This is a genomic window from Stenotrophomonas sp. Nf1 (assembly GCF_003028475.1).
In the GTDB taxonomy this organism is placed as follows: Bacteria; Pseudomonadota; Gammaproteobacteria; order Xanthomonadales; family Xanthomonadaceae; genus Stenotrophomonas.
The window spans coordinates 72,136-90,834 of the sequence record NZ_PYTV01000014.1 but is presented as its reverse complement, the minus strand read 5'-3'; the positions used below and the strand labels follow the sequence as shown (position 1 = coordinate 90,834).

Genomic DNA, 18,699 nt, shown 5'->3' with positions numbered 1-18,699 from the left:
CCGCAGGTGGATGCGGAGAGTGGTCGGCACCGTGTTTCCTGCATCCACGCATGGCGTGGATCTACAATGACGCCCTCATCGCACGCGGGACCGGCATGGATTCCTTCAACCTGATGCGCGCCTTCCGCCGCATCGTCGAACGCGGCGGACTGGCCCGCGCTGCCGAAGACCTGGGCCTTTCGCCAGCCGGGCTGAGCAAGCAGTTGCGTACGCTGGAAACCCACCTGGGGGTGGTGCTGCTGCAGCGGACCACGCGGCGCATGAGCCTGACCGAAACCGGCCACGCCTATTACCGCGAATGCTGCCGTCTGCTCGACGAACTGGAGGCGCTGGAACGCGGCATCGCCGAACAGCGCGGCGAGGTCGGCGGGCGCCTGCGCGTGAACGCGCCGCAGTCGTTCGCGCTGAGCACGTTGTCGCCGCTGCTGCCGCGCTTCCTGCAGCAGCATCCGCAGCTGTCACTGGATCTGCTGATGGAAGACCGGTTGATCGATGCCGTCGGTGAAGGCTTCGATGTCTCCCTGCGCATCCGTGCCGAACTGGACGATTCGCGGCTGGTGGCACGCCGCCTGGCGTCGCTGCAGCAGGTGCTGTGTGCGGCACCGTCCTACCTGCAGCAGCACCCCGCGCCACACACGGTGGATGATCTGCAGGCGCACAGCGTGTTGGCCTACAGCCTGTCCGACTCGCCCGGCAGCTGGCCACTGCTCGGCCCCGATGGCCAGGTCTCGATCACCCTGCCGGCGCGCGTCACCGTCAACAACAGCCTGCTGCTGCGTGACCTGCTGGTGGCCGGCATGGGCATCGGCGCCCTGCCCTCGTTCCTGGCCGCACCGGCGCTGACCCGCGGCGAACTGCAGCAGGTGCTGCCCGACCATCGCTATCCGCCACGCTTCGTGCATGCGGTCTACCCCACCTCGCGCCACCTGCAGCCCAAGGTGCGCGCCTTCATCGATTTCCTGCACGCCGAGCTGCCCGGCTGCGCCGGCCTGGATTCGTAACTCCCAGCGAAAACTGAGCTGCCCGTGGCGTGCTGTTTCGGCCACGCCGCCCTGCCTAATCTGCCGCCTCCTCCTTCACCGATGGCAGGCAGATGTCTTCCGCTCCTTCCCCCGCCACCGCAGCGCCGGTGGTCGATTTCTTCCACGACGTGGTCTGCGGCTGGTGCTTCGTGCTGGCCCCGCGCCTGCAGCAGGTCTCGGCCGAACTCGGCATCCAGGTGCGCCACCGCAGCTTCGTGCTGCAGGACTCGCGCGCCCGGATGATCGAGGTGTTCGGCTCGATGGCGCGCGCCAAGGCGACCATCCTGCGCCACTGGACCGACTGCGCCGCGCATGAAGACACCGCGCGCATCGATATCGAAGGCATGCGCGCACAGGACTTCGAGTATCCCTCCGGCTGGCTGGGCGCACTGGCCTGCCAGGCCGCCGGGCTGATCGGCGGCAACGACGCCCATGGCGCGATGTTCGACGCGGTGCAGTGGGCGCACCTGCACCAGCACCGCAACATCGGCGATGCCGATGTGCTGCTGGACATCGCCGAATCGCTGGGTCATCGGCGCGGCACCTTCGCCGATGCGATGCGCAGCGACGCCGTACGCCAGCGCGTGCAGGCCGATCGTGCCGAAGCCGCGGCCCTCGGCATCCACTCCATTCCCACCGTGATCGGCGGCAACGGCCTGCGCCTGCAGACCCTGCCGCTGCCACACCTGCGCCAGGCCCTGGCGCACCTGGTCGCGGCCTGAACCGCACCGCCCCCCACCCCACAAGGAGATTACCCATGACCCCACGTACCCTGGCCACCGCACTGGCCCTGCTGCTGGCCGGCACCGCGGCTTCCACCACAGTGTCCGCGCACGAACGCGTTCCCTCCGGCCAGCAGGTCGGCACCAGCCCCTGGGGGCCGAAGGACGAGATCGGCCGCCTCAACCTGATCACCGACGCCTCGCGCGCGGCGATCCTGTCGCGGGTCAGCGGCGGCAAGGCCTATGACCTGGCCACCGAGTACTACGTCGGCATGCCCAGCTGGCAGGACGCCGGCGACCCGCACTACCAGTTCTGGATGACCCACACCCCGCGCGGCACGGTGATGGATGATCCGATGGGCGTGGGCGAAACCATGAACCTCACCCGCAGCTACACCGGCACCGCTTTCTCGATGTACAGCCACACCGGCACCCACATCGATGCGTTGAACCACTTCGGCATCCACGGGAAGATCTGGAACGGCTTCGAGGCCGACAAGCATCTGGGCGACCGTGGCTGGAAGGTCACCGGCATCGAGAAATTCCCGCCACTGATCGCCCGTGGCGTGCTGATCGACGTGGCCGGCGCCAAGGGCGTGGAGATGCTGCCGGACAGCTACCGCGTCACCCGCCAGGACCTGAAGGATGCGCTGGCACGGCAGAAGGTGACGCTGCAGCAGGGCGACGTGGTGCTGATCCGCACCGGCCGCATGCGCCTGTTCGAGCAGCCGAAGGCCTACATGGCCAACCCGCCGGGCATGGGCCTGGACGCGGCGCGCTTCCTGGTCGAAGACAGCGGCGCGATGATCGTCGGCGCCGACAACCTCAGCTTCGAGACCTTCCCGTCGGAGGTGTCCGACGACTACGTGCCGCTGCACACCTACCTGCTGGCCCAGCAGGGTGCGCCGATCATCGAACTGGTGGCACTGGACGAACTGGCCCGCGACAAGGTCTACGAGTTCGCCTTCATCGGCGGCCCGTTGAAGATCCGCGGCGGCGATGCCGCACCGTTGCGACCGGTGGCGTTGCCGGTGCGCCCGTAACCGGGGCCTGTGGGTGCCGACCTTGATCGGCATTCCGTCCCATACCGGGTGGGTGCCGACCTTGGTCGGCACTCCTTTACCCCTTCAGCAACCTGAAACCCGACCCGCCGATTTCATTAGTAATTCTACTTACAACGCGAGTAGCATGTCCGGTCTCAGCCCCTGATACGCGCCTGTCGATACTCGCTCCATGCCCGCCGTTTCCGCCCATCTCTGCCGCTTCCAGCCTGCCCGGCGCCTCCCCTGGAGGACCGGCTGATGGGCGCCGTTGTCGCCCTCGACCGGCTGCTGGATGGTCGCCAGCTGTGGCGTGGCCCGGCCCGCCACGGGCCGGCCAGCGACCATCTGGCCAGCGGCCACCCGGCCCTGGACGCCCGCCTGCCCGGTGGCGGCTGGCCGGCCAGCGGGCTGTGCGAGGTGCTGCAGGCCGCGCCCGGCGTGGGCGAACTGGCCCTGGTCTGGCCGGCGTTGGCCCGGCTGAGCCAACGCGACCGCCCGATCGTGCTGATCGCCCCGCCCTATCGCCCGCATGCGCCGGCCTGGGCCGCCGCCGGGCTGGAGCTGGCCCAGCTGCAGATCATCCAGGCCACACCGAAGCAGGCGCTGTGGGCGGCCGAACAATGCCTGCGCTCTGCCGCCTGTGCGGCGGTGCTGTGCTGGCCGCAGCAGGCCGACGACCGCGCCCTGCGCCGCCTGCAGGTGGCCGCCGACAGCGGCCAGTGCCTGGGCTTCGTGTTCCGCGAAGCACGTGCGGCGCGCAACCCCTCCCCGGCCAGCCTGCGCCTGCAGCTCGAGCATGGCCAGGTGCGGGTGCTGAAGTGCCGCGGCGGGTTGCCGCCGGCACAGCCACTGCCGCTGGCCATCGCGCACTGAGGCCGCGCCATGCACTGGGCCTGCCTGTTGTTGCCGCAGCTGGCGCTGGACAGCGTGCTGCGCCTGCAGCCGGACCCGCAGCGGCCGCTGGTGCTGCTGCAGGGGCCGGCCCAGCGCCGCGTGCTGCGCGCGGTCAGCCCGGCCGCGCGCGCGGTGGGCCTGCGCCCGGGCATGCTGCTGTCGGCCGCGCAGGTGCTGGTGCAGGACCTGCATCTGCACGATTACGACCCCAACGCCGAACAGCACACCCGGCAGCTGCTGGCCAGCTGGGCCTACGCCTACAGCTCGCAGGTCAGCCTCGATTTCCCGCATGCGCTGGTACTGGAGATCGGTGCCAGCCGCGCCCTGTTCGGTGACTGGCCCGCCATCGAACAGCGCCTGCGCAACGAACTGCATGAACTCGGTTTCCGCCATCGCCTGGTGGCCGCGCCCAACCCGCATGCCGCACGCGCGCTGGCCAACGTGCATGACGGCCTTGGCCTCGATGCGCAGCAGTTGCCGGCAGTGCTGGCACAGCTGCCGTTGCCACGCTGCGGCCTGCCCAGTGATGCGGTGACCGTGCTCGGCCGCTCCGGCCTGCGCACGCTGGGCACGGTGCTCGACCTGCCACGCGACAGCCTGGCCCGGCGCTTCGCACCCGAGGTGCTGCAGCAGCTGGACGCACTGCGGGGCCTGCCCACCGCGCCGCTGCGCTACTACCAGCCACCGGACCGTTTCGATGCACGCATCGAATTCGAATACGAGATCGAATCCAGCCAGGCCCTGCTGTTCCCGCTGCGCCGCCTGCTGCTGGACCTGGCCGCCTTCCTGTGCTCGCGCGATGGCGGCGTGCAGCAGTTCGACCTGCATTTCGAGCATGATCTGCTGCCGCCCAGCGTGCTGACCATCGGCCTGCTGGCACCCGAGCGCGATGCCGCGCTGCTGTTCGAGATCGCGCGCAACCGCATGGAGGCCTTCGCCCTGCCCGCCGGCAGCCGCGCGCTGCGCCTGCAGGCCGAGCAGTTGCCACCGTTCGTACCGGCCGCGCGCGATCTGTTCGATACCCGGCCCGCGCAGGCGATGCCCTGGAACCAGCTGCGCGAACGCCTGCGCGCACGGCTGGGCGATGATGCGGTGCAGCCGCTGGCGGTACAGGCCGACCATCGACCCGAACGCGCCAGTGGTAGCCAGCCACCGGTCAAGCCGCCCGCGTGTTGGCCGCTGCGCCCCGGTTGGCTGCTGGAGACGCCGCAGCCCCTGCGCGACCCGCGCCTGCGCATCGTCGCCGGGCCGGAGCGGATCGAATCGGGCTGGTGGGACCAGGCCGATGCACGGCGCGACTATTACGTGGTGGAAACCGCGCACGGTCAGCGCGGCTGGGCGTTCCGCACCCGCAACGACCCGCATGCGCCGTGGATGCTGCACGGCTGGTTCGGCTGAGCCGTGATGCACAGCGGACTGCCCGGCTACGCCGAACTGCATTGCCTGTCGGCCTTCAGTTTCCAGCGTGGCGCCTCGATCGCCGAAGAGCTGTTCGCACGCGCGGCCGGCCAGGGCTACCGCGCCCTGGCGATCACCGACGAGTGCTCGCTGGCCGGCATCGTGCGCGCCTGGCAGGCGGCAAAGACGCATGGCGTGGCGCTGATCGTCGGCGCCGAATTCCAGCTCGAGGATGGGCCGAAGCTGGCCCTGCTGTGCACCGACCAGGCCGCCTATGCCGGGCTGTGCCAGTTGATCACCCTCTGCCGGCGGCGGGCGGCCAAGGGCGAGTACCGCTGCCTGCGCGAGGATATTCTCGGCCTGCCCGACGGCCTGCTGTGCCTGTGGCTGGACCGGCACCCGGCCGCCACCGACCTGGAGCTGCTGCGCGATGCCTTCAACGATCGACTGTGGCTGGCGGTGGAGCTGCACCACGAGCACGACGATGCGCGCCGCCTGCAGCAACTGCAGGCGTTCGGTGAACGCCATCGCCTGCCACTGGTGGCCAGTGGCGATGTGCACATGCATGTACGCCGCCGCCGCGCCCTGCAGGACACGCTGACCGCGATCCGCCACCGTTGCAGCGTGGCCGAAGCCGGCTGGCGCCTGTTCCCCAACGGCGAGCGCCACCTGCGTCCACGCACAGCACTGGCCCAGTTGTACCCGCCCGAACTGCTGGCCGAGACCCTGCGCATCGCCGAGCGGTGCCACTTCACGCTGGAGCAGCTGCAGTACACCTACCCGCGTGAGCTGGTGCCCGAAGGGCATGATCCGGACAGCTGGCTGCGGGTGCTGGTCGAGCGTGGCATCCCGTGGCGCTGGAAAGACGGCATAAAACCGGCACAACGCACGCAGATCGAGCACGAACTGGCGTTGATCAAGCAGAAGAACTACGCCTCCTACTTCCTCACCGTGCAGGACATCGTGCGTTTCGCGCGCAGCCAGGACATCCTCTGCCAGGGGCGTGGTTCGGCGGCCAACTCGGCGGTGTGCTTCGTGCTGGGCGTGACCGAGATCGACCCGGCGCGCAGCAACCTGCTGTTCGAGCGTTTCATCTCCGCCGAGCGCGACGAGCCGCCGGATATCGACATCGATTTCGAGCACGAGCGCCGCGAGGAAGTGCTGCAGTACGTGTTCAACCGCTATGGTCGTGAACGCGCCGCATTGACTGCGGTGGCGATCAGCTACCGTGGCCGCAGCGCGATCCGCGACGTGGCCCGTGCGCTCGGCCTGCCGATGGACCAGGTCAACGAACTGGGCGCGGCGATGGACCACTGGGGTGGCCATGTACCGCTGCCGGAGACCCTGCGCGAGCGCGGTTTCGATCCGGATACACCGCTGATGCGGCGGCTGCTGGCACTGACGGCCGAACTGATCGACTTCCCGCGCCACCTGTCACAGCACCCGGGCGGTTTCGTGATTTCCGAGCATCCGCTGTCGACCCTGGTGCCGGTGGAGAACGCGGCGATGGCCGACCGCACCGTCATCCAGTGGGACAAGGATGACCTGGATGCCACCGGCCTGATGAAGGTCGACTGCCTGGCGCTGGGCATGCTCACCGCCATCCGCAAATGCCTGGCGATGCTGCAGCAGCACGGCCTGCACAGCGGGCGCATGGATGCGATCCCTGCCAAGGATACGAAGACCTACGACATGATCTGCGCCGCCGACACCATCGGCGTGTTCCAGATCGAATCGCGTGCGCAGATGGCGATGCTGCCACGCCTGCAGCCGCGCAACTTCTACGATCTGGTGATCGAAGTGGCGATCGTGCGCCCCGGCCCGATCCAGGGCGACATGGTGCACCCCTATCTGGAACGGCGGAGGATCCTGCGCGAGCAAGGCCCGGATGCACTGAACGACCCGAACAATCCGCTCTATCCAGCGCAACTGGAGCGCGTGTTCGCACGCACGTTGGGCGTACCGCTGTTCCAGGAGCAGGTAATGCAGCTGGCAGTGGAAGCAGCAGGTTACACACCTGGCCAAGCCGATGCCCTGCGCCGCTCGATGGCGGCATGGAAGCGTCGTGGCGGCCTGGAACCGCATCGCGAGAAGTTGCTGGCCGGCATGTTGAAGAATGGCTTCAGCCGTGAGTACGGCGAACACCTGTTCGAGCAGATCAAGGGCTTCGGTGATTACGGCTTCCCGGAAAGCCATGCTGCCAGCTTCGCCCTGCTGACCTATAACAGCTGCTGGCTGAAGTGCCATCATCCCGCCGCGTTCACCGCCAGCCTGATCAACAGCCAGCCGTTGGGATTCTACAGCCCCGACCAGCTGCTGCAGGACGCGCGCCGGCACGGCATCGGCGTGCTGCCGGTGGACGTGCGCCACAGCAACTGGGACTGCACGCTGGATTTCAGCAAGGGGCCGGCGGCGATCCGGCTCGGCCTGCGCCTGATCGACGGCTGCAGCGAACCGGCCGTGCAGGCCATCGTGCGCGAGCGTGCGCGGCGTCCGTTCGACGATGTCAGCGACCTGTGCCAGCGCACCGCACTGGACCGCCGCCAGCAGGGCCTGCTGGCCGATGCTGGTGCGCTGCGTGGGCTCAGTGGCCATCGCCATCGTGCGCGCTGGGATATCTCCGGCGTGGAAAACCGGTTGCCCTTGTTCGATCAGGCGCGTGCCACGGCCGAGGCCCGCGTGCCGTTGCCGCTGCCCAGCGCCTGGGAAGACATGCAGGCCGACTACCGCAGCACCGCCACCACGCTGGGTCGCCATCCGATCTCGTTCCTGCGTGCGCAGTTGCGCAGCCGTGGCTGCCTGGATGCCGCGCAGCTGGCCGGGCACGGCCACGGCCGCCGCGTGCGCATCGCCGGCCTGGTACGCATGCGCCAGCGCCCGCAGACCGCCAGCGGCGTCACCTTCCTCACCCTTGAGGACGAGACCGGCATGGTCAATGCGGTGGTCTGGCGGCACCTGGCCGACCGCCAGCACCGGGTGCTGGTCGACACCCAGCTGATGCAGATCGACGGCCGACTGGAGCGTGTTGATGGCGTGCAGCATGTCATCGTGCAGCGCATGCACTGCCTGGATGAACTGCTGCAGGGCCTGCGCAGCCACAGCCGCGATTTCCACTGATCCCGGGAATGACGGCGTAACGGCTACCGGGTGATGGCTGCTGGGTGATGGCTACTGGGTAGAGTCGACTGTCAGTCGACTTGCGCGCGCCAGCGCGGGAATTTCCGCGACCTGATCGAACAGCGGTCGATTAACAGTCGACTCTACCCAGTCGACTCTACTCGGCCGGCTCTACCCATCACCTTTTGCATCCGCTATCGTCGGCACATCCAAGGAAGGACGACCCGATGCCCCGTGCGCTGCTGCTGACCACCCTGGGGGTCTCGACCCTTGCCCTGCTCGTATCCGGCTGGACCGCCTGGAACCTGCATCGCAGCCAATCACCACAGCGCATCATCGAGGCACGCGGCCTGGTCATCCACGATGGCAATGGTCAACCGCGCGTGATCCTCGGTGCACCGGTTCCCGATCCGCTCAGCCAGGGGCGCCCACAAGGGCCGCGCGCCACGGCGCTTTCCGGGCTGATCCTGCTCGGCCCGGATGGCTCCGAGCGCGGTGGCTACGGCACCAGCGACCGCGGCGGCGAAGCCGTGCTGACCCTGGACGACGCCAGCGGCACCACCGAAGTCTTCAAGGTCGTCGCCAATCCGGACCGGGGCGCCAGCCTGATGGTCAAGCACCAGAACAACACCGGCGCCATGCTCACCTCCTGGCAGGGCAAGCCGGAGCTGATGTTTGTCGATGACAGCGGCCAGTCCTACTACGTCCGCCCCGGTGCCAACGCCGCGCCCTGATCACCGCACGCCGTAGCGTCGAGCTTGCTCGACGTCGCTTCACCTTTGTAGAGCCGAGCCATGCTCGGCTTTCCTTCATCATTGTAGAGCCGAGCCATGCTCGGCTGCTGTGGGTAGAAGCCGTCGAGCATCGCTCGACGCTGCGTGACGGGCCGTCGAGCAAGCTCGACGCTACGAACCGCACACCGCCGCCAGATCATCGGCCAGTTGCCGCAACTGCGTCGCGCCCAGTGCCGCGCAGGTAATGCGCAGGCCATGCCCCGGCGCAGCCACCGCGAACACCTCGCCCGCGCGCACATGCCAGCCACGCGAGGCCAGCGCCAGTACCTGCCGATGGCTGTCGGCCGGCAACGGCAGCCACAGGTTCAAGCCTTCCATCGGCTGCGGCGTCGGCACGCCGCGCGCCCGCAGCAGCTCCTGCAGCGACTGCAGGCGTTGCTGGTAGCGCTCACCCGCAGCCACGATCCTGGCCCGCTGCGCGGAAGAGGCCAGCACCGAGATGGCCGCGTCCTGCAGCAGATGACTGACCCAGCCGGTACCGGACGCCAACCGCAACCGCAACCGCGTGGCCGTTGCTTCATCGCAGGCCAGCCAGGCCAGCCTCAGGTCCGGGCCCACTGGCTTGGACAGCGAGCGCAGCACTGCCCAACGGCGGCCATCCAGCGGCAGCACCGAGTGATAGGCCTGCTGCGAGAGCAGCGCGTAATGATCGTCGATCAACACCGCCACCTGCGGGTAGGCCGTCAGCACCTGGCGCAGCGCCCGTGCCCGTTTCGCATCCAGGCTGGCCCCGGTCGGATTGTGCGCACGCGGGGTCAGCAGCACCGCACGCGCGCCGGCCTCCAGTGCCTGGCGCAGCGACTCCACCTGCATGCCATGTGCATCCACCGTCACCGGCAATGGCGCGTGGCCCAAGGCATTGAGCACATTGAGGCTGCCGAGGAAGCAGGGATCCTCCACCGCGATCCGGTCGCCCGGCAGCAGCCACGCCGCCAACAGGCGCTCGATGCCATCGACCGCACCATGGGTCAGTTCCAGCGCATAGCCGACGGGGCAGTCCGCATCCAGCGAGGCCCGCGCCAACGACTGCAGCCGTGGGTCGACCGTACCCACGCCATACAGCCGCGGCGCAGCCGGAGCCAGCCGCAAGGGCGGCAGCAGGCGTGGATCCGGATTGCCACCGGCCAGGTCATGCAGGGCCAATCCCGGTGGGGTGCCCTCGCGCGCCATCGTCGGCGGTAGTCCGCGCACCACCGTGCCGCGGCGGCCACCGGTGCTGGCCAGGCCGGCCGCGTCCAGCCGCTTGTAGGCGGCGGCCACGGTGTTGCGGTTCACCGCCAGCTGTTCGGCCAGCTCGCGCACCGGTGGCAGCACGCTGCCCGCTGGCAACCGGCCCTTGCCGATGCCATCGCGGATGCTGTCGAAGATCGACTCGGCGCTATGCCCGGTGATTTTCATTTTGTCCTATGCCAAAATAATTCTTGTCCTGTGCCAGTGTATCCCACCCTGGCCGCCCTGCATTGGAGGTGCCCGCATGCCCCTTGCCGCCGCCGACTGGCCCGTCGCCCAGTCTGTCGAACAGATCGCCGCCAACCTGGTCACGGTGCGCCAACGCATCGCCGATGCCTGTGCCCGCATCGGCCGCGACCCGGCCGGCGTACGCCTGCTGCCGGTCAGCAAGACCGTCGATGACGCCCGTATCCGCATGGCGGTGGCCGCCGGTTGCCACGAACTGGGCGAGAACAAGGTGCAGGAGGCACAGCGCAAAGCCGAAGCGATGGCCGACCTCGGCGTGCACTGGTCGGTGATCGGCCATCTGCAGACCAACAAGGCGCGCTACGTGGCACGCTTCGCCAGCGAATTCCAGGCCCTGGACAGCCTGCGCGTGGCCGAGGCCCTGCAACAGCGCCTGCAGCTGGAGGATCGCACGCTGGATGTGTTCGTACAGGTCAACACCTCCGCCGAACCGAGCAAGTACGGCCTGGAACCCGCTGCTGTCGAGGCATTTGTGCAGCAGCTGCCGACCTTCGACCGCCTGCGCGTACGTGGCCTGATGACCCTGGCCATCTTCAGCCCCGACGTCGAGCGCGTGCGCGCCTGCTTCGTGCGCCTGCGTGAACTACGCGATCAGCTGCAACGCAGCGCCCCACCTGGCCTCGACCTGTCGCAGCTGTCGATGGGCATGTCCGGTGACTTCGAAGTGGCCATCGAGGAAGGCGCGACCGTGGTCCGTGTCGGCCAGGCCATCTTCGGCGCCCGCGCTACCCCGGACAGCTTCTACTGGCCGAACAACGGAGCCCAGGCATGAAGCACGCGGTTGTCCTGCAACACGTCGCCTTCGAAGACCTCGGCACCCTGCACCCGCTGCTGCTGGCACAGGGCTGGCAGCTGCAGGTGCTGCAGGCCGGCGTCGATGCCCTCGATCCAGCCGAAACGGCCGACCTGCTGCTGGTGCTGGGCGGGCCGATCAGCGTCAATGATGTTGGTCTTTACCCGTTCCTCGACGACAGCATCGCGCTGCTGCAACGACGGCTGTTACAGCAGCGGCCTACCCTGGGCATCTGCCTGGGTGCGCAGCTGATGGCACGCGCGCTGGGCGCACAGGTTGCGCCCAGCGGTGGCAAGGAAATCGGCTTTTCGCCGCTGCTGCTGACCGATGAGGGTCAGCGTTCACCACTGCTGGCGCTACAGGGTATTCCGGTACTGCATTGGCATGGCGAGGCATTCGAGCTCCCGGCAGGTGCGCGCCGGTTGGCCTGCACGCCGGCCTGCCGCCACCAGGCCTTTGCCATCGGTCACCACGCCCTGGCCCTGCAGTGCCATCCTGAACTGGATGCGCGCCAGTTCGAGCGCTGGTTGATCGGGCACACCCTGGAGCTGGCCCAGGCCGGCATCGACCCCAACGACCTGCGTGCGCAGGCACGCCGCTATGGCGCACCGCTGGCGGCAGCGGCCACCGCGATGTTCAGCCAGTGGTTGCAGGAACTACCGGAGACAGCCCGATGAACTACCGATTGCAGATCCACCGCAATGGCGCCTACTGGGGCCACTTCGACTGCAGCGGCCCCGATGCCCGGCAGCACATGGACAGCATCGCCGCACAGCTGCCCGCCGATCAGGGCTACCAGCTGCAACGGCAGAAAGGCATCGGCGAAGAGCGCATCCTGTCCAGCAACGCCGACGGCCTGCGCGTGCTGGCGGTTCAGATCCAGTACCGCAATCTCTAACCCGACGGCGGTAGTGCCGGCTGCTGGCCGGCATCCGGATCTGCCGGCCAGCGGCCGGCACTACCCGGCGACCTGGTCCCATGCCAGGCTTCACGCATGCTGACCCTGCAATGCGGCAACCACCACGGGCTGCGTGTCGCCCCGCGCTGGCCCTCCACCCACATCCAGATCGAAGCAGAGGTACTGCAGTGCCTGCTCGACGCGCAGGCGCTGCTGCCTTCCGGGCTCGGCCTGCTGGTCACGCGCGGCTTCGAATCCGGCCACAGCCGCCTCGGCGGCTTCCGCCGCGCGGTGCGCCGGCTGGGCATCGCCCTGTTCCGCACCTGCTATCCGCAGCGCCGCGATGAGGTCGATGCCATCTTTGGTGCCAACGGTCACGACATCGATGGACGTCACGTCGATGTCTCCTTGGTGCTGCATGGCCAACGGCTGCGGCTGTTGCCGTTGGGCGTATTCACGCCTCCCGTCTGGCAGGCGCGCCGCGTCGCCCGCCATGCCGAAGCGATCGCGCGGGTGAAGCACAGCCTGCAGCAGTGCGGTTTCGATCTGCACCACAACCCGACCGAAGCACTGCAGATCCACTGCGACTACCGCGGCAACAACCAAGTGGCAGACGGTAGAGTCGACGGTTAGTCGACTACCGCGCGAAGCACGGGATTCTGCAGCTGTTACGGAAGGAGCAGTCGATCAGAAAACCAGTCGACTGGCAGTCGACTCTACCGTCCGCCTGTCGACGCACACCGCCAACAGATGCAAATGATTCTCTTTTGCTGTAAGGTGCAGCCGCTGCCCTTGCCGCCGCGGGCTGTTTCCCCTCCCAGTTGTTGCCCGCCCCGTGTCCACGCCTGTCGAACAGACGGATGTCGCGCAGCTGTGCGCGGCCCATTACCGGCCGCTGCATGCCCATGTCCGCCACAAACTCCCGCAACGCTGCGACGCCGATGACGTCGTCCAGGAAACCTGGCTGCGCTTCCTGAAGGTCGCTGCCAGCGGTCTGCTGGGCAATGGCCGCGCCTACCTGTATCGCGTTGCCCACAATCTGATTGCCGACCATTACCGCCAGCGCCAGCGTCGCCGCGAAGCACCGCTGGAGGATGCGCATGTGCTGGCCCTGGTTGATCCGGCACCGCAGCCGGAACAGCGCCTGCTCGACACCGAACAGTTGCGCCACCTCGATGCGATCATCGCCGCGCTGCCACCACGCTCGCGCCAGGTGTTCCTGCTGGCCCGGGTGGAACAGCTGGGGCTGGCTGAAATCGGCCGCCAGCTCGGCATCAGCCGGCAGACCGCGCACGGTCATCTGCTGCGCGCGCTGGTCACCCTGCAGCGGGTGCCAGGTGCATGAACCAGGAGACGATCGCACGCGAAGCCGCGCGCTGGTGGCTGGATGGCCACGACGGCGACCGCGACGAACCCGCGTTCGAGCAGTGGCTGCAGGCGGATCCACGCCACGCCGCGCAGTACCGGCACCTGCAGCAGCTGTGGCAGGCCGGTGCTGCCCTGCCGAGCCTGCAACGCCAGCAACAGCGCCGTCAGCGCCGCCGCCTGCGCGAGGCCGGCATCGCGGTCCTGCTGCTGTGCACACTTGGGCTGTACAGCCGCCATGCCTCGCCACCGCCTGCACAGGTGCTGCGTACCGCCGCCGGTGAGATCCGTGACGAACGGCTGCCGGATGGCACGCGGGTACGGTTGTCGCCGGGCAGCGAAGTACATGTCCGCATCGATGCTCAACGCCGGCAGCTGCAGCTGCAACGCGGCCAGGCCGGCTTCGAGGTAGCTGCCGATGCGGTCCGCCCGTTCCAGGTGCACACGCCGCAAGGCACGGTGACCGCACTGGGGACCGCGTTCGACCTGGCCGTGCTGGACAGCAGCAGCCGGGTCACGGTTACCGAGCATCGCGTCCGCGTGGACAGCGGCAACAGCCATGCCGTGGTTGCCGAGGGTGAACAACTGCGCTTCGACAGCGTCGGCCCGGGCATGACCGTGCCCGCCGATCCGGGCGCATTGGCCTGGCGCGAGCGGCGCCTGCACTGGGTCTCCACACCGCTGGGCGAGGTCGTCCAGGACCTTGATCGCTGGCATGGTGGCCACACCTGGATCGTCGGCGCGCGCCTGCGCCAGCAGCCGGTCACGCTGCTTGGCAGCACCGCAGGCGCCGCCCACAGCCGCGACCAGCTGGCGGCGCAGCTGCATGTGCGCGTGCTGCGCCTTGGCGGCAACCTGCAGGTCTGGCTGCCCCCGCGCACGGGGCGACGCGATGCACCCTGACATCGGCCCTGCCCACGCGTCTACCCGGGATGACGACGCTCTGCGTCAGCCCCTGGAGCCCCCGATGCTGTGCCACCGCCCCCTTGTCCTCGCCCTGTCGCTGGCCTGCGCCAGCGCGTTCCCGTCGCTGCCCGCCCACGCGCAGGCACAGACAACATCGCGTCATTACGATGTCCCCGCCCAGCCGCTGGCCAGCGCGCTGGACGCTTACAGCCGGTTGAGCGGCGTCGACCTGGTGATTGGCGCGGCGCTGCCTGCCGGCCACACCGCACCTGCACTGCAAGGCGACTTCGACGACGCCCAGGCATTGTCGCGCCTGCTGCTCGGCAGTGGCCTGCGACCGCGCTTCATCGATGCACGCCGCGCCACGCTGGAGCCGGCACCGGCCGAATCCGGCGACGGTAGCCGCCGCACCGGCCCGCTGCGTGTGCAGGGCCACGATGCGCTCGGCCATGATCCCGGTGCCGGTGCCAGCCAGTACGTCCCTGCCACCCGCGATGGTTTCGCGCCGACTGTCGGCAGCGAACGCGTGGCCATGGCCGAACGCCAGGAGGGCAACAGCCTGTTGCGCTCGATGCCCGGCACGCACAGCTTCCATTCGCGCAGCCAGCCCGGGCTGCAGGTCAATATCCGGGGCATGACCGGCGCGGGCCGGGTCAACACCATGATCGATGGGGTCACCCAGACCTTCCGCAACAACGCCGGGCATGGCTCCGGTGGCCCGTTCGCCTATGTCGATCCGTTCCTGCTCGCCGGTGTGGACGTGCAGCGTGGTGCGGTAGCCGGCGGTGATGGCGCCGGTACGCTGGCCGGCAGTGCCAACTTCCGCACGCTGGACATCGACGATCTGCTCGGCGAGGGCCGTGACTGGGGCCTGCGTGCCGGCTACCGCCAAGGGAACAATGGCTACGGCAATGGCCGCACCTTCGCCGGTGCCTGGCGTCACAGCGAAGAAGGTGGCGACCGCCAGTTCGGCCTGCTGGCTGCCGCAAGCAGCAGCCGCAACAGCGAATACGCCACCGCCCATGGGCAGAAGAACAACGCCGATCCGGGCAGCCAGCAGCCCAGCAGCTGGTTGCTGAAAGCGCGCCTGCAACCCAGCGACCAGCATCGGCTCGACCTGAGCCACATGCGCTACGAGAACGACTTCTACCACAACTATCCGTGGCAGATTTCCGCTCGCAACCAGCGCGCCAGTTACCACTACACACCCTACACGCCGTGGATCGACCTGCGTGCGACCTTCGCCAGCAACAAGACCCGGCTGTTCTATCCGCCGGTGGAGGATTCAAACTACATCGGCCGCCGCACCCACAGCAGCCTCAGCAGCTGGACGCTCGACAACACCAGCCGCTTCGATATCGGCGCCCTGCAGGCGCGCTGGAACACCGGCATCAAGCACCAGTCGGACATCTACGTGGCCGACACCCCTATCCTGCGCGGCGCCAACCCGCAGGGCCGCAGCCAGCTGGACAGCGTGTTCAGCACCCTGGAACTGCAGTACGACATCTACGCGCTGACCGCTGGCCTGCGCCAGGATCGCTATCGCATCGGCGGCCATATTCCGGTGTGTTCCGATGTTCCGGGCCAATGCACGCAGATCAATGGCGGTGACATCGACGTGCGCCGCAGCGAGCGCGCACTCAGTCCCAGCCTGGCGCTCTCGCTGCAGGCCACCGACTGGCTGCAGTTGTTCGCTGAAGTCTCGCGCACCTCGCGGCCGCCGCGTGTGCAGGAAATGTTCTTCGAGAAGATCCCGCTGGAGGACGCCAGCGTCGCCGACGGTATCGGTGCCAATCCGTTCCTGCGCCGCGAGCGCTCACGCAACCTGCAGTTCGGTGCCAATCTCAGCACCGATTCGCTGCTGGTCGATGGTGACCTGGCGCAGCTGCGCATCACCCGCTTCGACAACCGCATCCGCGACTACATCAAGCCGCAGTACCTGTTGATCGTGCATCCGCCGGAAGTGGAGCCGCTGGTGGTGCCAATCGACAGCGATCCGCAGCTCAATGCCTGGACCGACGTGCTGGATGCGGACGACTTCACTGCCACGACCCGCTGGATGAACCATCCCGGTGTGGTGCGCATGCACGGCGTCGAGCTGGAAGCGCACTACGCCAGCGAGCGCTACCACGCCACGCTCAGCTGGACCCGCTCGCGTACCAGTGCGCCGGCCATCGAATTCGTCAACCTGGAAGACATCACTGCCCTGCCCGACCGCTACTGGACCCTGGACGTGGGCGGTCGCTGGTGGCAGCAGCGCGTGCAGGCCGGCCTGCGCGCCGAGTACTCCGGACCGACCGAAGAAGGCTACGACTTCTTCCAGACCCGCAAGACCGGCGGCACCGGGGTGCTGCTGGACTTCTACGCCAGCTTCAAGCCGCAGGCCAACACCACGCTGTGGCTGAACATCGAAAACCTGCAGAACAAGTCCTATGACAACAATGCCTCGATCGACAGCATCTTCAGCCCGATCCTGGACCGCGGCAACGGCCGCGGCCGTACCGTCTCGATGGGCGTCAATGTGGCGTTCTAGCCGCCGCTGGCTGCCACTGTGCCTGCTGGCGCTGGCGGGCATGGTCGGCGCGCAGCCGATGCCTGGCACGGTGATCGACCTGGCCAGCGGCCAGCCCCTGGACGCAGCCACGTTCCTGCAGCGCGCCGCCGGCGCGCAGCGCCTGCTGCTGGGCGAGCGTCACGACATGGCGGGCGATCATGCCGCACAGCGCTGGCTGCTGTTGGCACTGCAGCGCGAGCGCGCACAGGGCGCACTGGTGATGGAGATGATCGCCAGCGAGCGTCAGCCACGTCTGCAACGCGTGCAGCGCTGGTTGAGCAAGGGCAACCAGGCCGACAGCGCGCGATTGCAGGAACTGCTGGACTGGGATCCGCGCTGGCCGTGGAGCGCCTACGGCGCTGTGGTGGAGGCCGCGACTCATGCAGGAACTGCGCTGCATGGCGCCAACCTGTCGCGCGGAGAGGTCAACACGCTGCTCGCTTCGACCGACCCGGTGCGCTTCCCGGTCGCCGCTGCCCGCCAGCGGCTGGCGGCGGTGCTACTGGCCCAGCACGCGGACGCAGCACCGATGCTGGACGGCATGCTGGCCGTTCAGCACGCGCGGGACACCCGCATGGCGCAGGTACTGGCCAGCGCACCGGCACCGGCGCTGCTGATTGCCGGCCGCTGGCATGTGCTGCGCGGTACCGGAGTGCCAGGCTACCTGCCGCCGGCCGTCCCCACCCTGGTGATTGCCCTCGCCTCGCCCGGCGAAGTGATCGATGCCGCTGACGCCGATCTGCTGTGGGTGACCGGCGATGAGTGAGCGCGGTCAACACTGGCAGGCCATGGCGATCACCATCGGCCTGCACCTGCTGCCCTTGTTGCTGCTGGTGCACTGGGTAACGGCGCCTCCGGCGCTGCCGCCACCGGAACAGGATGTACGCATCAGCCTGCGTCTGCTGGCACCGGCCACGCCACCGCAGCCGCTGGAGGAACGCCAGGCCGATACGCCCAGCCAAGCCCAGCAGGCGCGCGCCTCGCAACCTGCCAAATCACCGCCGCCGCCCACGCCCACCGCCGCGCGCGAGGGCGAGCTGGCTGCCAGCGAGACCGGTGGCCGTGGCCGCCAGCCGCTGCCGGTCGCCCCGCCAGCGGCCGTGACCGATGCAAGTCCCGCACCGGCATCGATCACGGCCGCGCCGCCCGCTCCAGACGCGCCACCGGCGGACCTCCAGGCCGGCGCCGCCAGCGACCAGTGGGAAGCCCGCCTGATGGCGCGGCTGGAGCGTTATCGCTACTACCCCGCCGCCGCACGCTCGCGGCGCCAGCAGGGCACTGCCTGGGTCAGGGCCAGCATCGACCGCGAAGGTCGCCTGCTGGCACTGCGGCTGGAGCAGCCCAGTGGCCAGCCGATGCTGGATGACGCAGCGTTGCAGACCTTCCGCCGCGCGCAGCCGCTGCCGCCGATTCCCGCCGAGCTGAAGGCACCGCAGGAACTGGTGGTGCCCGTGGAGTACTACCTGCGCTAGGCGGTGTGGAACTGTGGGGCAGTCTGTGACCTCAACCCGGGTTGAGGTCAAATACATCCGGTGCAACAGAGCAGTCCGCCGCACGCAACGATCGCCCCGTCCGTAGCGTCGAACTTGCTCGACGGCTTCACGCGGTCGGCAGTTGTAGAGCCGAGCCCACGCTCGGCTGCTCCATGCGATCAGCAGCCGAGCATGGGCTAGGCTCTACAGGCAGGCAGAAGGCAACCATGCGTGGCGCCGTCGAG

Annotated in this window: 17 protein-coding genes; 16 read left to right on the top strand and 1 reads right to left on the bottom strand. The window is 68.5% G+C overall.

The genetic code is table 11. From position 1 onward, the window contains the following. Window positions 1-50 precede the first annotated feature (50 nt). The 7 genes from C9412_RS19985 (at window position 51) to C9412_RS19955 (ending at window position 8,930) form a co-directional block, all read left to right on the top strand. Window positions 51-1,001, top strand: coding sequence for a LysR family transcriptional regulator (locus C9412_RS19985; protein WP_219906195.1), 951 nt, complete (start codon window positions 51-53; stop codon window positions 999-1,001). 92 nt (window positions 1,002-1,093) lie between these two features. Beyond that, window positions 1,094-1,744, top strand: a complete 651-nt coding sequence (locus C9412_RS19980; protein WP_107233195.1) for a DsbA family protein — start codon at window positions 1,094-1,096, stop codon at window positions 1,742-1,744. Window positions 1,745-1,779: 35 nt separating this feature from the next. Continuing rightward, window positions 1,780-2,787, top strand: coding sequence for a cyclase family protein (locus C9412_RS19975; RefSeq protein WP_107233194.1), 1,008 nt, complete (start codon window positions 1,780-1,782; stop codon window positions 2,785-2,787). 258 nt (window positions 2,788-3,045) lie between these two features. Continuing rightward, entirely contained in the window at window positions 3,046-3,660 is a 615-nt protein-coding gene (gene imuA / locus C9412_RS19970; RefSeq protein WP_107233193.1) for a translesion DNA synthesis-associated protein ImuA, read from the top strand. A 9-nt stretch (window positions 3,661-3,669) separates the two neighbouring features. Further along, window positions 3,670-5,079: a DNA polymerase Y family protein gene (locus C9412_RS19965; protein WP_107233192.1), complete on the top strand. Its 1,410-nt coding sequence runs from the start codon at window positions 3,670-3,672 to the stop codon at window positions 5,077-5,079. A gap of 6 nt (window positions 5,080-5,085) precedes the next feature. Further along, complete coding sequence (locus C9412_RS19960; protein ID WP_107233191.1) at window positions 5,086-8,196, top strand: error-prone DNA polymerase; 3,111 nt, start codon at window positions 5,086-5,088, stop codon at window positions 8,194-8,196. A 227-nt stretch (window positions 8,197-8,423) separates the two neighbouring features. Then, complete coding sequence (locus C9412_RS19955) at window positions 8,424-8,930, top strand: hypothetical protein (protein WP_107233190.1); 507 nt, start codon at window positions 8,424-8,426, stop codon at window positions 8,928-8,930. Window positions 8,931-9,101: 171 nt separating this feature from the next. On the opposite strand, the gene ptsJ is transcribed toward C9412_RS19955, so the two are convergent. Continuing rightward, complete coding sequence (gene ptsJ / locus C9412_RS19950) at window positions 9,102-10,388, bottom strand: transcriptional regulator PtsJ (RefSeq protein WP_107233189.1); 1,287 nt, start codon at window positions 10,386-10,388, stop codon at window positions 9,102-9,104. A gap of 76 nt (window positions 10,389-10,464) precedes the next feature. Here ptsJ and C9412_RS19945 point away from each other — a divergent pair, with 76 nt between their 5' ends. The 9 genes from C9412_RS19945 (at window position 10,465) to C9412_RS21020 (ending at window position 18,454) form a co-directional block, all read left to right on the top strand. Next, window positions 10,465-11,238: a YggS family pyridoxal phosphate-dependent enzyme gene (locus tag C9412_RS19945; RefSeq protein WP_107233188.1), complete on the top strand. Its 774-nt coding sequence runs from the start codon at window positions 10,465-10,467 to the stop codon at window positions 11,236-11,238. After that, on the top strand, window positions 11,235-11,936 hold the full coding sequence (locus C9412_RS19940) for a glutamine amidotransferase (protein ID WP_107233187.1): 702 nt from the start codon (window positions 11,235-11,237) through the stop codon (window positions 11,934-11,936). Before C9412_RS19945 ends, C9412_RS19940 begins: the two co-directional genes overlap by 4 nt. Next, entirely contained in the window at window positions 11,933-12,157 is a 225-nt protein-coding gene (locus C9412_RS19935; RefSeq protein ID WP_107233186.1) for a hypothetical protein, read from the top strand. The genes C9412_RS19940 and C9412_RS19935 overlap by 4 nt, the downstream gene beginning before the upstream one ends. A 96-nt stretch (window positions 12,158-12,253) precedes the next feature. Next, window positions 12,254-12,790, top strand: coding sequence for a hypothetical protein (locus C9412_RS19930; protein ID WP_107233185.1), 537 nt, complete (start codon window positions 12,254-12,256; stop codon window positions 12,788-12,790). Between the two features lie 202 nt (window positions 12,791-12,992). Then, window positions 12,993-13,502: a sigma-70 family RNA polymerase sigma factor gene (locus C9412_RS19925; protein ID WP_107233184.1), complete on the top strand. Its 510-nt coding sequence runs from the start codon at window positions 12,993-12,995 to the stop codon at window positions 13,500-13,502. After that, complete coding sequence (locus C9412_RS19920; RefSeq protein ID WP_107233183.1) at window positions 13,499-14,425, top strand: FecR domain-containing protein; 927 nt, start codon at window positions 13,499-13,501, stop codon at window positions 14,423-14,425. The genes C9412_RS19925 and C9412_RS19920 overlap by 4 nt, the downstream gene beginning before the upstream one ends. A gap of 64 nt (window positions 14,426-14,489) precedes the next feature. Next, complete coding sequence (locus C9412_RS19915; RefSeq protein ID WP_107233182.1) at window positions 14,490-16,961, top strand: TonB-dependent receptor; 2,472 nt, start codon at window positions 14,490-14,492, stop codon at window positions 16,959-16,961. Then, window positions 16,948-17,748 carry a ChaN family lipoprotein gene (locus tag C9412_RS19910; protein WP_107233181.1) on the top strand — a complete coding sequence of 267 codons (801 nt, stop codon included), beginning with the start codon at window positions 16,948-16,950 and terminating at the stop codon, window positions 17,746-17,748. The genes C9412_RS19915 and C9412_RS19910 overlap by 14 nt, the downstream gene beginning before the upstream one ends. Next, the gene (locus C9412_RS21020) at window positions 17,741-18,454 is read left to right on the top strand and encodes an energy transducer TonB (RefSeq protein ID WP_107233180.1); all 714 of its coding nucleotides are present in this window, start codon (window positions 17,741-17,743) and stop codon (window positions 18,452-18,454) included. The genes C9412_RS19910 and C9412_RS21020 overlap by 8 nt, the downstream gene beginning before the upstream one ends. Window positions 18,455-18,699: the final 245 nt, after the last annotated feature.

Bases quoted from the DNA above. Each gene is read 5' to 3' on its own strand.
- C9412_RS19985 (WP_219906195.1), top strand. From the start codon at position 51: ATGGCGTGGATCTACAATGACGCCCTCATCGCACGCGGGACCGGCATG.
- C9412_RS19980 (WP_107233195.1), top strand. From the start codon at position 1,094: ATGTCTTCCGCTCCTTCCCCCGCCACCGCAGCGCCGGTGGTCGATTTC.
- C9412_RS19975 (WP_107233194.1), top strand. From the start codon at position 1,780: ATGACCCCACGTACCCTGGCCACCGCACTGGCCCTGCTGCTGGCCGGC.
- imuA (WP_107233193.1), top strand. From the start codon at position 3,046: ATGGGCGCCGTTGTCGCCCTCGACCGGCTGCTGGATGGTCGCCAGCTG.
- C9412_RS19965 (WP_107233192.1), top strand. From the start codon at position 3,670: ATGCACTGGGCCTGCCTGTTGTTGCCGCAGCTGGCGCTGGACAGCGTG.
- C9412_RS19960 (WP_107233191.1), top strand. From the start codon at position 5,086: ATGCACAGCGGACTGCCCGGCTACGCCGAACTGCATTGCCTGTCGGCC.
- C9412_RS19955 (WP_107233190.1), top strand. From the start codon at position 8,424: ATGCCCCGTGCGCTGCTGCTGACCACCCTGGGGGTCTCGACCCTTGCC.
- ptsJ (WP_107233189.1), bottom strand. From the start codon at position 10,388: ATGAAAATCACCGGGCATAGCGCCGAGTCGATCTTCGACAGCATCCGC.
- C9412_RS19945 (WP_107233188.1), top strand. From the start codon at position 10,465: ATGCCCCTTGCCGCCGCCGACTGGCCCGTCGCCCAGTCTGTCGAACAG.
- C9412_RS19940 (WP_107233187.1), top strand. From the start codon at position 11,235: ATGAAGCACGCGGTTGTCCTGCAACACGTCGCCTTCGAAGACCTCGGC.
- C9412_RS19935 (WP_107233186.1), top strand. From the start codon at position 11,933: ATGAACTACCGATTGCAGATCCACCGCAATGGCGCCTACTGGGGCCAC.
- C9412_RS19930 (WP_107233185.1), top strand. From the start codon at position 12,254: ATGCTGACCCTGCAATGCGGCAACCACCACGGGCTGCGTGTCGCCCCG.
- C9412_RS19920 (WP_107233183.1), top strand. From the start codon at position 13,499: ATGAACCAGGAGACGATCGCACGCGAAGCCGCGCGCTGGTGGCTGGAT.
- C9412_RS19915 (WP_107233182.1), top strand. From the start codon at position 14,490: ATGCTGTGCCACCGCCCCCTTGTCCTCGCCCTGTCGCTGGCCTGCGCC.
- C9412_RS19910 (WP_107233181.1), top strand. From the start codon at position 16,948: ATGTGGCGTTCTAGCCGCCGCTGGCTGCCACTGTGCCTGCTGGCGCTG.
- C9412_RS21020 (WP_107233180.1), top strand. From the start codon at position 17,741: ATGAGTGAGCGCGGTCAACACTGGCAGGCCATGGCGATCACCATCGGC.